This is a genomic window from Aerococcus suis, from assembly GCF_900176325.1.
GTDB lineage: Bacteria > Bacillota > Bacilli > Lactobacillales > Aerococcaceae > Aerococcus > Aerococcus suis.
Genome location: NZ_FWXK01000006.1, coordinates 35356 through 47909, shown reverse-complemented (window position 1 = coordinate 47909; position 12554 = coordinate 35356). Strand labels below are relative to the sequence as shown.

General features: G+C 37.2%; 11 protein-coding genes. All 11 read right to left on the bottom strand.

What is annotated here, in order from left to right; translation table 11 throughout:
• Window positions 1-39: 39 nt before the first annotated feature.
• On the bottom strand, window positions 40-1383 hold the full coding sequence (locus B8955_RS05795) for an APC family permease (RefSeq protein WP_084099294.1): 1344 nt from the start codon (window positions 1381-1383) through the stop codon (window positions 40-42).
• A 337-nt stretch (window positions 1384-1720) separates the two neighbouring features.
• Window positions 1721-2143, bottom strand: a complete 423-nt coding sequence (locus B8955_RS05790; protein ID WP_084099293.1) for a cupin domain-containing protein — start codon at window positions 2141-2143, stop codon at window positions 1721-1723.
• 76 nt (window positions 2144-2219) lie between these two features.
• On the bottom strand, window positions 2220-5039 hold the full coding sequence (uvrA, locus tag B8955_RS05785; protein WP_084099292.1) for an excinuclease ABC subunit UvrA: 2820 nt from the start codon (window positions 5037-5039) through the stop codon (window positions 2220-2222).
• A gap of 153 nt (window positions 5040-5192) precedes the next feature.
• Entirely contained in the window at window positions 5193-5960 is a 768-nt protein-coding gene (gene pstB / locus B8955_RS05780; protein ID WP_084099334.1) for a phosphate ABC transporter ATP-binding protein PstB, read from the bottom strand.
• A gap of 35 nt (window positions 5961-5995) precedes the next feature.
• Window positions 5996-6811, bottom strand: a complete 816-nt coding sequence (gene pstA, locus B8955_RS05775) for a phosphate ABC transporter permease PstA (RefSeq protein WP_084099291.1) — start codon at window positions 6809-6811, stop codon at window positions 5996-5998.
• A complete protein-coding gene (gene pstC / locus B8955_RS05770) occupies window positions 6811-7683 on the bottom strand; it encodes a phosphate ABC transporter permease subunit PstC (protein ID WP_084099290.1) in 873 nt (290 codons plus the stop codon). Before pstC ends, pstA begins: the two co-directional genes overlap by 1 nt.
• A 125-nt stretch (window positions 7684-7808) precedes the next feature.
• Window positions 7809-8657: a substrate-binding domain-containing protein gene (locus B8955_RS05765; RefSeq protein WP_084099289.1), complete on the bottom strand. Its 849-nt coding sequence runs from the start codon at window positions 8655-8657 to the stop codon at window positions 7809-7811.
• A 158-nt stretch (window positions 8658-8815) separates the two neighbouring features.
• On the bottom strand, window positions 8816-10051 hold the full coding sequence (gene pnpS / locus B8955_RS05760) for a two-component system histidine kinase PnpS (protein WP_327078281.1): 1236 nt from the start codon (window positions 10049-10051) through the stop codon (window positions 8816-8818).
• Window positions 10052-10162: 111 nt separating this feature from the next.
• Entirely contained in the window at window positions 10163-10606 is a 444-nt protein-coding gene (locus B8955_RS05755) for a hypothetical protein (RefSeq protein WP_084099287.1), read from the bottom strand.
• Entirely contained in the window at window positions 10607-11362 is a 756-nt protein-coding gene (locus B8955_RS05750; RefSeq protein ID WP_084099286.1) for a response regulator transcription factor, read from the bottom strand. It abuts the gene before it with no gap.
• 61 nt (window positions 11363-11423) lie between these two features.
• Window positions 11424-12537, bottom strand: a protein-coding gene (gene prfB, locus B8955_RS05745; protein WP_143238405.1) for a peptide chain release factor 2 whose coding sequence is annotated in 2 segments (ribosomal slippage) — window positions 11424-12464 and window positions 12466-12537 — 1113 coding nt in all. Because the reading frame shifts where the segments join, the coding sequence is not laid out codon by codon here.
• Window positions 12538-12554: the final 17 nt, after the last annotated feature.

Below are 12554 nucleotides of genomic sequence, written 5' to 3'. Positions count from 1 at the left end.
GACGATTGTCTAGCTCTTAAGAAATCTTCACTGTTTTAGTTAGTCAGCTGTCGCATCTTCTTCACCTTTATATAGTACTTTATGACAGAAGTAATAAACAGGTAAACCAATCGCTAAGACGATAATTCCGATAACGAAACGACCTGGATCAGAACTGATAGAAGAAATTAACATGAAGGCTGCACCAACTAATCCGATTAATGGAATGATTGGATATAATGGCACACTAAATGTCCGTTGTAATTTATTTTGACGACGTAATTTAAAGACATCAAATAAAGCAATAATCGTAAAAATCCAAGTGAAGAAAATAATTAGTAAAGAAATACTTTCAAATGTTCCTGTTAACATTAACAAGATAGATAAAGTACCTTGAGTAATAATGGCATTCATTGGCGTATTATATTTTGGATGGATATGACGAATCCATTTAGAACCAGGAATGTTATTATGACGAGCTTGGTATAAGATATCACGAGTTGCTTGAACAACTTCGGCATTCATAGTGAACAAACTACATGCCATCATTAAGAGTGCCATAATAAAGTTCCCGACATTACCAAATAAAGCAGTTGAAATGCTTGCTCCAAAGTTGTCTGTTGTTAATGCTTCATCAATTGGCATCAAATTGAAACCAACCAAGTTAAACATCACAAATAGAACAGTCAAGAATGTTAAAGAAGCAAAAATCGCTCTTGGGAAGTCACGTTTTGGATTAGCCATTTCTTCACCAAGATTGGCAGTGGCTTGCCAACCATCATAAACCCACATCGCACTTAATAGCGCTAACCCTAGTGAGACACCTGGGCTGTCAGGATCACCAATTAAACTAAAGTTAATATCATGTGGTGCGCCACCCATAATTAAACCGGCTATAATAACGGCAACTAATGGGGTCGCTTGAATAAATGATCCAACCAATTGTGTTTGCATCGTTCCTTGCACTGAGAACATTTGGGATAAACATAAAAGTAGAATGATTAAAAAGGCACAAACACGTAATTGCCAATCATTCATTGGAATAATTGCTGATAAGAATGTAGCCGTAGCAATTGAGTTAGCGGCCAATGTTCCCGGGTCATTTAAAATAGCAAAGAACCAGCCAGATAAGAAACCAATCCGTTTCCCATTATATTGGGTAATGTAGGCTGTCATCCCACCAACACTAGGATTATATGAAGCTAATTCTGCAATTGTTAAAGCCGTACACATTGTAATGACACCGGCAAGTACCCACATTAATAACGCCATTCCCGTACTTCCTGCGCTTTGTAGTACAGGAGTTGGTTTTAGAAATATCCCCGTCCCAATTACTTGTGCCACACAAAACGCGATGGCTTGGACTAGCGTAATATTTTGTTGTAATTTCCCTTCGTTTTCCATAGTAGACCTTCTTTCAATAACACATGCCGAGTTGTTAGACGACAAACGGTTACTACTGGCAAGTCTCCGTCACTGTCAGGTCAATAACCGTTCAGAATATGTTTTTTTCGATGGCCACCATCTCTTTTCTATTTTTTTCAAAACTCCGTGTTTCACTCAATTACCATTATAAAATACCGCTTTCAAAAATACTACCCCCAAATATAACATAAAAGTTTATTTTGGGCTGGTTTTGTGAATCATTACACGCTATTAGTTATCCTTTTTATCATACAAAAAGACAACCTACTGATTTCTCAATAGGTTGCCGTTATTCAAAACTATTCGCTATTAGACATTAATCTTCATTAGGGTCATTTTTGGCATCTTCATGGGTTTCATGAATTGTACCTGGAACGTGATCAGGACCAGCATATACCGTATAAAGTTTTAATGGTTCATCACCAGTATTGACGACATTATGCCAAGTATCAGCAGGAACAAAAATGGCATCGTCAGCAGATACTTTTTGTTCAAACGTTAAGTTATCTTCTGCATCTCCCATTTGACACAATCCATTCCCTTCTTCAATACGAAGAAATTGATCAGTTCCTTCATGAATTTCCAAACCAATGTCATCACCAGGTTGAATACTCATGACAGTTAATTGTAATTTCTCACCTGTCCAAAGCGTTGCACGAAAGTTGTCATTATCGAGTGTATAGCCTTCCATATCCACAACATAAGGTTTTTTACCATAATCTTTATAATCAAAGGTCATACTAACTCCTCCTTTAACTTATCGTACGACTAATTTTGTCAAAAGACAATTTATTTGAATAGGTATTTTTATCCCTTTAGTCTCTCATTAACGGTTTCAAATATTGTCCAGTGTAACTTTCTGGAACAGCAGCTATTTCTTCCGGAGTACCGGTAGCAACAACGGTACCACCGCCTTCACCGCCTTCTGGTCCCATATCGACAATATAATCAGCTGTCTTAATCACATCTAAATTATGTTCAATAATAATTACCGTATTGCCCGCATCGACTAAACGATTCAACACGTCTAGTAACCGTTTAATATCATGCGTATGTAATCCAGTTGTCGGTTCATCAAGAATATATAACGTTTTACCGGTAGAAACTCGTTGTAACTCACTAGCTAACTTCATCCGTTGCGCTTCACCACCAGATAATGTTGGCGCTGGTTGGCCTAATGTCACATATCCCAAACCAACATCGACAATGGTTTGTAATTTACGACGAATTTTAGGTACAGCATCAAAGAAATCTAATGCTTCTTCTACTCGCATATCTAATACTTCAGAAATATTTTTCCCTTTATAGTGTACTTGAAGCGTCTCGGCATTATAACGAGCCCCATGACAGACTTCACAATCGACGAAGACATCTGGTAGGAAATGCATCTCGACTTTTATAATTCCTTCGCCGTGACATGCTTCACAACGACCACCTTTAATATTAAAGCTAAACCGACCTTTGTTATAGCCACGTAATTTAGCTTCATTCGTTTGCGCAAATAGCTCACGAATATCGTCAAAAACGGACGTATAAGTCGCTGGGTTACTACGTGGAGTCCGCCCAATCGGACTTTGGTCAATATCAATCACTTTATCTAATTCTTCAAATCCTGAAACATCTTTGACCTTACCATATGGTGATTTACTCCGGTTCAACTCTCGTAGTAGGTATTTTTTCAAGACTTCGTTGACTAATGAACTTTTACCAGAACCAGAGACACCTGAAACGACATTCAAGCGACCAATTGGGAAGTCCACATCAACATCTTTTAAGTTATTCGCTGCCGCTCCATGAACGTGTATCATTCCGCGGTCTTCTGTTCGACGTTCTTTCGGTAGAGGGATTGATTTTTGTCCGCTTAAATATTGTCCCGTAATGGATTCTTTGTTATTCGCCACTTCTTCCGGTGTACCAGCAGCAACGACTTTCCCACCGTAATCGCCAGCTCCGGGTCCCATATCAATTAAGTAGTCTGATTGCATCATCGTATCTTCATCGTGTTCGACCACAATTAACGTATTACCTAAATCACGCATCCGTTTCAACGATTTAATTAAACGATCATTATCCCGTTGGTGAAGACCAATTGATGGTTCATCGAGAACATACATAATTCCTGATAGATTAGACCCAATTTGTGTGGCTAAACGAATACGTTGAGCTTCTCCACCAGATAATGTGCCCGCACTACGATCTAACGTTAAGTAATCCAATCCGACTTCGTCTAAGAAATTCAAACGCGATTTTAATTCACGTAAAATTGGTTTGGCAATACTTATATTTTGTTCACTTAACTGTAAGTTTTCAAAAAATGCTCGTGATTGACTAATCGGATAGTTCGTCACTTCAGCAATGTCATGACCACCAACTTTAACAGATAAAGCTTGACGATTTAAACGTTTCCCATGACAGGTTTCACACGTTAATTCCGTCATATATTGGCGCATGACGTCACTCATAGCTTGGCTACTCGTATTATGGTAACGTCTTTTAACATTAGGAATGACGCCTTCATAAGTTGTCATCTTATCTTGGACTTTTCCAAATTTATTTTCGTAATGAAAATGGAATTCCTTATCTCCTGACCCATATAACATGAGTTGTTGTTGGTCAGAACTTAAGTCTTTAAATGGGACATCTAATGGCACACCAAATGCTTTAGCTGCCATTTCCATATATTGAGGGTAGTAGTTCGATGTTTTAGAATCCCAAGGAGCTAAGGCTCCTTCGCTTAACGTTTTTGTTTTATCTGGGACAACTAATTCTGGATCAACCTCTAATTTCATACCAATCCCATCACAATCAGGACAAGCTCCAAATGGCGCATTGAATGAAAAGAGGCGAGGTTCTAATTCTCCAACTGTAAACCCACAATGAGGGCATGAATAATGCTCTGAAAATAAAATTTCTTCCCCATCGATGACATCACAAAGGGCATAGCCATCCGCTAAGCGTAAAGCCATTTCTAATGAATCGGCTAAACGTCCACGAATGCCGTCTTTAATGACTAAGCGGTCAATCACAATGGCAATATCATGTTTTTTATTTTTTTCTAACTCAGGTAATTCTTCAATATCATACAATTCGCCATCAATGCGAACACGTAAATACCCTTGTTTACGAATACCTTCTAAGATTTTTTTATGTTGTCCCTTTTTACCAGTAACAACAGGTGATAAAATTTGGACTTTGCTACGTTCAGGAAGTTCTAAAATCCGATCAAGCATTTGATCAATTGTTTCACTCGTAATTTTAGTCCCATCATTAGGACAAATCGGTTCCCCAATTCGCGCAAATAATAGCCGTAAATAATCATTGACTTCCGTAATAGTCCCTACCGTCGAACGAGGGTTTCGGTTTGTCGTTTTTTGGTCAATCGAAATTGCTGGACTTAAGCCATCAATGGAATCAACATCGGCTTTGTCTGTATTTCCTAAAAATTGACGCGCAAAAGCTGACAAACTTTCCACATAACGTCGTTGTCCTTCAGAATATAGCGTGTCAAACGCTAAGGAACTCTTTCCTGATCCTGACAATCCTGTAACAACCACCATTTTATTTTTTGGTATCGAAATATCGACATCTTTTAGATTGTGCGAACGTGCACCATGAACGACAATTTCATCTTTCATACTGTCAACTCCTTCCTGTGTACGTCTCCCAACACTATCATACGCTAATTCTATGTTTTCCACGAGTAAAAAACATTATATGCTTTTTTACGGCAATAAAAAAGAGTGGATAATCATCCACTCTTCTATCATTTCTAGAAATGAAATATCATCTTAACCAAAGCGACCAGCAACGTAATCGGCTGTTTGTTCATTATTTGGATTATTGAAGATTTGTTCTGTTTCTCCAAATTCAATAATCGTTGAATGTCCGCCACCTTTTTCAGGATCTGCATAGAAGAAAGCTGTGTAATCAGATACCCGAGCAGCTTGTTGCATATTATGCGTTACGATAACAATTGTATAGTCTTTACGTAACTCTTGAATCAATTCTTCAACTTTTAATGTTGAGATTGGGTCCAGCGCTGATGTTGGTTCATCCATTAATAAGACATCTGGTTTTACCGCTAAAGCACGAGCAATACAAATCCGTTGCTGTTGACCACCAGAAACAGCTAAACCGTTTTTACCTAAGTCATCTTTGACTTCATCCCAAATAGCGGCTCCTTTTAAGGATTCTTCAACTAATTGGTCTAATTTTTCTTTATCTTTGATTCCATGAGTACGTGGTCCGTAAGCCACATTGTCATAAATACTCATTGGGAATGGGTTTGGATGTTGGAACACCATTCCGACATTTTTACGTAATTGGTTAACATCTAAATCACGATTGAAAATATCTTTACCTTCTAAAGTGATATCACCAGTAATTTTACATCCTTCAACCAAATCGTTCATTCGGTTTAAACTTTTCAGGAAAGTGGATTTCCCTGATCCTGAAGGACCAATTAATGCTGTCACTTGTTTTTCATAAATATCAATGTTAATATCTTCTAACGCTTTAAATGATCCGTAACTCAAATCCATGTTACGAGCCTGCATTTTGATGTTTAAATCTTGCTTAGTATTTTCCATGTTTAGTTTTGTCCTCCTTTAGCGAAACGTCCAGAAATCCAAGTTGATAAACCGTTGATAGCTAAAACAACAATCAATAAGATAACCGCTGTTGCATTTGCTTGATCACGGTGTAACCCTTCACTAGACAACACATACATATGGAGCGCTAATGTCCGTCCAGATGAGAATAGGCTCGTTGGTAATGAAGTAGCTGTTCCCAATGTATACATTAAGGCAGCTGTTTCACCAACAATCCGTCCAACTGATAAAATAATCCCAGATAAAATACCTGGCATTGCCACTGGTAAAACGATACGGAAGATTGTCCGTAATTTACCAGCCCCTAATCCAAAACTAGCATTTCTTAAACTATCGTTAACAGACATTAAAGCTTCTTCGGTATTTCGAATAATTAAAGGTAAAACCATAATAGCAGAAGTTAAAATCCCTGAAATTAACGAATATTGGAAACCGGCAGCAGATACGAACGCTAACATACCAAACAAACCAAAAACAATTGATGGAACACCCGTTAATGTATCTGTCGCGATACGAATGGCTTCTACCCATTTATTATTTTTACCGGCATATTCAACTAAATAGAAACCTGCGAAAACACCAAGTGGAACCGCAATTAATAAAGAACCAGCTACTAAGTATAAAGTCGTAATAATTGCTGGTGTCATTGACACGTTACCAGTTGTATATTTCCAAGCAAATAAATCCGTTGATAGGTGTGGAATCCCGGTGACCAATATATAGAGTAAGATAAACGCCAAGGTTCCAAAGGTGACAAATGTAAAGAAATAAGTTAAACCACGTAATACCTTATCCATTATTTAACCCCCTGACGTTTCACAATTGCAAAGATTGAGTTGATAATTAAAATAAAGACAAATAATACGGCTCCAGTCGCAATCAATGCATTCTGATGCGTTCCAGAAGCATAAGCCATCTCTAAAACGATGTTGGCTGTCATTGTTCGAGCTCCGTGGAATAAACCGCGTGGGAAGATTGCTTGGTTACCAGCCACCATAACAACCGCCATTGTTTCACCAATTGCCCGTCCTAATCCTAGGATAACAGACGCTAAAATTCCTGAGCGAGCAGCAGGTAACATAATACGATAAGCTGTACGATCGTGTGTCGCACCTAATCCTACTGAAGCGTGATAATACGTCGTTGGAACAGCTCGTAAAGATGATTCTGACATTGAGATAATAGTTGGTAAAATCATAATTGCAAGAATGATGCCAGCTGTTAAAATACTCATCCCATTGGTTGGAATTCCCCACGACCGGGCAAAATCACGAATAGCTGGTACTAAGACCACTAAACCAAAGTAACCAAAAACGATTGATGGAATACCAGCCATTAAGTTAGTAGCCGGTTTCAAAATTTTATGTAATTTGGGTGGGCAATAAAATGCCATAAATACTGCAGTAAAAATTCCTGTTGGTATTCCAAGAATCATGGCAATTAATGTCATGTATAAGGAACCAACAATCATTGGCGCAATACCATACGTTCCGTTAGTTGGTGACCATCTTTCACCAAACAAGAAATCCGTAAAACCGTAATCAGCAATAAACGGAATTCCGCGAGCAAAAATAAAATAACAAATGGCTGCTAATGCCAAAATAGATGTTACCGCTGATAGGAAAAACACCCACTTCATTACGTTTTCAAGAACATTGTTTTGATTCATCTTTCTCTCCTTCTTATATCATCCTTAGTAAGTATACCAAAGAATGAAAGCGAAAATAAATGCTAAATAAGAAAAATATGCTGCTACTAGATTAGTAGCAGCATAGATGGCTTTTATCTTTTATTTTAGTTTAATTCAGACCAATCAGTAATTTCACCAGTGAAAATTTGTTTGACTTGGTCCATTGATAGCCCTTCAGTATCGTTATCATTATTAACCACTACCGCAATTCCGTCTTTAGCAATTTCTTCAGATTTTACTTTAGATTGTTCGTCATCTTTTAATTCTCGAGACGCCATACCTAATTGAGCAGTTCCGTCAATAGCGGCTTGGACTCCAGCAGAAGAACCATTTGCTGTAATTGAAATGTTAACGTCTGGGTTTAATTCCATATATTTTTCTGCCATTGCTTCTAATACTGGAGCAACTGAAGTGGAACCAACAATATTAATTTTACCAGATTGGTCGCCATCCCCTTTATATGGTTCAGCATTTGAATCAACTGGCACATAATCTTGGTCTAAGGCAATGTCTTGTCCTTCTTTAGAGTAGATGAAATCGTGGAAGTCTTTCGTTGCGCCTTCTAATTCACCTTGATATACAATGTTAAATGGACGAGATAATGGGTATTTATCATCAGCAACATTTTGTTCAGTTGCTTCAACATCATCAACTTTGACCGCTTTAACACTATCATTTAGAGAACCTAATGAAATATATCCAATAGCTGAAGGGTCATCAGAAACTGACGTAATGACTTGGTCAGTCCCATTTTGGATGGTTGCTGTATCAACTGTATTATCTTGATCGTCTTCAGCGACACCAGTAATTTCTGTAAACGCATCGCGTGTTCCAGAACCTTCTTCACGAGAAACAACAAAAATTAAATCGCCAGAACCACCGTTACCACAAGCAGCTAAAGCAGCTGTTGCACCTAAAGTTACTACTAATTTCGATAATTTACTGAATTTCATCATCTTTCCACCTTTTCATTATATTAAAGAATGACATTCATTTCGTCTTCAATCGCTATTATAACGATTGTTTATTAAAACTAATGTCTCATTCGTGTAAATTTAGAGGTGTTTTGTTAATTTAATGTAAATTTTATGTAAATTCACATTTTCACAACCTATTCCTCCGTATTTTTAGGTAAAAGGACTCTAAATTCGCTACCTTCATTTAATTGGCTCATCACATCAATACGACCACCTAACGATTGAACAATATTGCGGACAATGGATAAACCTAATCCGGTGCCTCCACTAGATGTCGACCGCGATTTACTGACTCGATAGAAACGCTCAAAAATTCTTGGCAAATCATCTTCAGGAATACCAATTCCCGTATCAATCACTTGAATTTGGACATTATTTTCTAAGTCATCAATCACAATTGTCACGTTACCTTTTTCATCTGTATAGTTAATTGCATTATTAACCAAATTCGTAATAATTTGGTTGAGTAACCCTTTTTCACTATTAAAGATAATCTCACTACCCACCGCATTGACTGTTGATAAATGAATCCCTTTTTTATCGGCTTCCATCTGTACTTGTTGCACCACTTCATCTACCGCCATTTGTAAATCAATAGGTTCAAGATGGTGGCCGACTTGGTCTTGTTCAATTTTCGCTAAGTCTAAAATATCTGCAATCAGTTGATTAAGTCGTTTACTTTCTTTGTTCATAATTTTTACAAACTCAATTGCTGTATCCTTATCATCAATAGCGCCTTCTAACAATGTTTCTGAGAAACCTTGTAATGCAGTAACAGGGGTTTTTAGTTCATGAGAAGCATTGGCAATAAAATCTGTCCGTATTTTTTCTAAGCGACGAATATCGGTAATATCATAAATCAGTACAATAACTTGTTCATTCATTTCATCATTGTCATGATCATCCACAAAAATCACGTTAACATCGAGTACCATTTCTTTCGGATGATAAAGATAAATTTCCTCATTCAACGGCACTCGGTCTTTGAAACTTTTTTCAATCATTTGAATTAAACGGAAACTCGTTAATACTGACGTAAATGTTTTAGAAATCACACTCTCATCAATACTTAAAATATGATAAACAGCAGGATTAGCTAAAGTAATCCGACGATCGGACTCAATTAATAAAACACCTAAAATCATCGAATCCACCATTAAACTTAACCGTTCATCTTGCATTTGAATTTGGAAATTTTGTTGTTGAAGGTTATCAGATAAAGCATTCACATTTTCCCCAATCATATCGAATTCGTTTAAACGCATTGGCGTATATTCATCAGAATAGTCACCAACTGCTAACTTATCGAGTTGTCGATTAATCGTTTGAATGGGTAAGGATAAACGCCGGAAATAAAGAAAAAGTAAGATAAACAGAATAACAACAATAGAAACCGACGCAATAATAGAGAATAAGAGTAATTGCTGTTGAATATGGGAAATATCCGTAATAAAGCGAGAAATTTGTAAATAACCAATTACTTAATTTTTATTATTGTATATTTTTTCCATATAAGCATAGGTAATTTTCCCTTCGTCATTAGGTTTTACAGCCGTATTATTTCCCACTTGTTTAGCATCTTCAAAAGTTGCTTCACTCGGTTGAATAGCGATAAGTTTCTCATTTCCAAAACTATAAATTGGATTCTCATCGACATCGTAAATCGCAATGCGTTCATTGGGATTTAGCGTTTGAGTAATCGCATTTTTCGCATCATCCCATTGACTGGTTTTATCACTCACATCACTCTCATCTAGCAATCGAAAAGCTGGACGTAAGGTAGCAACGGTTCCTAACATATTATTTTTAGTTTCATCGTTCACTGCATTAAAAACAACGTTATTCGTAATCACTGAAAAGGTCACACTATATAAAATAAACAACAGTGCGAACACTGTTGTTATCATCATCGTTAGTTTCTTCATCTATTTTGGCACCTCAAATTTATAACCGAAACCACGGACGGTGGTAATATATTTAGGGTTCTTCATATCTTCTTCTATTTTTTCACGCAAATGACTAATATGAACGTCGACAATACGTGTTTCACCAGTATAGTCAAATCGCCAAATTTTTTGTAGCAATTGATCACGAGATAACGTCCGATTCAAACGTTGCACCATATAGGCTAATAATTCAAATTCTTTAGGCGTCATTTCAACCAGCTCTCCACGAACAAACACTTCAAAATCATCAAGGTGAATTTCAATATCTCCGACTGTAATGATTTCATCACTAGCTGCTACTTCTTTAGCGGTTTCACTTGGTTCAGCTGATTCCGGATGAGCCACCACTTGAGTCCCAGGTGTTTGATTTTTTTCATAGCGACGTAAGATAGCTTTCATACGCGCCAAGACTTCTCGATTATTAAAAGGCTTCGTCATATAGTCATCTGCCCCTAATTCTAAACCGATAATCTTCTCTAACTCATCGTCTTTTGCTGTTAACATTAAAATAGGTGTATCGATTTTATCTTGACGAGCTCGTTTACAAACTTCCATGCCATCAATCTTCGGTATCATTAAATCTAGAATAATAAAATCAAAGGTTTGTTGGCGAATAAAGCTAAGGGCTTCTTCCCCGTCCTCAGCACTTGTCACTTCATAACCTGCTTTTTCTAAATTGAATGTTAATAATGTCCGAATAGACTGCTCATCATCAACCACTAAAACACGTTTCATCTAACCCCTCCGTCAAATGCCATTGCATCAATTACTCAATCTTCAACTCGACTTAACTTCTCTATTTTTCTTCTGTCGTTAGTTTAGATTTTAAATAACTATCGATAAATGCATCGAAATCGCCATCCATAACTGCCTGTGTATTGGCTGTTTCTTCACCTGTACGATGGTCTTTTACCATATTGTACGGATGGAAAACATAAGAACGAATTTGTAAGCCCCAAGCAATTTCTTGTTTTTCACCACGAATTTCATCTAATTCTTTAGCATTTTGTTCTTCTAAAATCCGTACCAATTTTGCTTGTAACATTTTCATTGCTGTTTCCCGGTTTTGTAATTGAGACCGTTGATTTTGTGAGGAAACGACAATACCCGTTGGCTCGTGAGTAATTCGTACCGCGGATGATGTTTTATTAACGTGTTGTCCTCCAGCACCACTAGCCCGGAAAACATCAATCCGTAAATCATCTTCATTAATTTCAATTTCGGTATCTTGATCTAGAGAAGGCATTACCTCTACCGAAGCAAATGAAGTATGACGGCGTGAATTGGAATCAAATGGTGAGATACGTACTAATCGATGAATACCATGTTCGGAGCGCAAGAAACCATAAGCATTCGTGCCTTTAATTTCAATTGACACACTTTTAATTCCTGCTTCATCACCATCTTGATAATCTAACGTATTCACCGTAAAACCATGTTGTTCTCCCCAACGTTGATACATTCTCAGTAACATACTTGCCCAGTCTTGAGACTCCGTGCCTCCAGCTCCAGGGTGAATTTCTAAGATAGCATCATTACTATCATATTCACCATCTAATAATAAAAAGCGTTCATATTTTTCGATATCCTTTTGAAATGCTTGGATGTCATGATCAAGTTCAGCCCGTAATTCATCATCATCGGATTCTTTGACCAATTCATAAGCGACCGTTAAGTCCTCTAATTGCGTTTCCAAGTGATGGAAGGTATTATAAACATCTTTAAGGGCATTATTTTTATTAATTAACGCTTGAGCGGCTTGCGGATCATCCCAAAAATCGGGTTGAACCATTTCTTGTTGGTATTCCGCTAAATCAGCTTCCATTGTCTCTAAGTCAAAGAGACCCCCTAAAGCTAGCAATTTGTTCAGTATTTTCATCGAGTAAGTTTTTAATTTCAAATAATTCCATAATAGCCTCCCCTTCAA

What these genes read in the sequence shown, in the direction of transcription:
- B8955_RS05790 (WP_084099293.1), bottom strand. Translation starts at nt 2,143, where the DNA reads ATGACCTTTGATTATAAAGATTATGGTAAAAAACCTTATGTTGTGGAT.
- B8955_RS05755 (WP_084099287.1), bottom strand. Translation starts at nt 10,606, where the DNA reads ATGAAGAAACTAACGATGATGATAACAACAGTGTTCGCACTGTTGTTT.
- B8955_RS05765 (WP_084099289.1), bottom strand. Translation starts at nt 8,657, where the DNA reads ATGAAATTCAGTAAATTATCGAAATTAGTAGTAACTTTAGGTGCAACA.
- pstC (WP_084099290.1), bottom strand. Translation starts at nt 7,683, where the DNA reads ATGAATCAAAACAATGTTCTTGAAAACGTAATGAAGTGGGTGTTTTTC.
- uvrA (WP_084099292.1), bottom strand. Translation starts at nt 5,039, where the DNA reads ATGAAAGATGAAATTGTCGTTCATGGTGCACGTTCGCACAATCTAAAA.
- pstB (WP_084099334.1), bottom strand. Translation starts at nt 5,960, where the DNA reads ATGCAGGCTCGTAACATGGATTTGAGTTACGGATCATTTAAAGCGTTA.
- pstA (WP_084099291.1), bottom strand. Translation starts at nt 6,811, where the DNA reads ATGGATAAGGTATTACGTGGTTTAACTTATTTCTTTACATTTGTCACC.
- B8955_RS05795 (WP_084099294.1), bottom strand. Translation starts at nt 1,383, where the DNA reads ATGGAAAACGAAGGGAAATTACAACAAAATATTACGCTAGTCCAAGCC.
- B8955_RS05750 (WP_084099286.1), bottom strand. Translation starts at nt 11,362, where the DNA reads ATGAAACGTGTTTTAGTGGTTGATGATGAGCAGTCTATTCGGACATTA.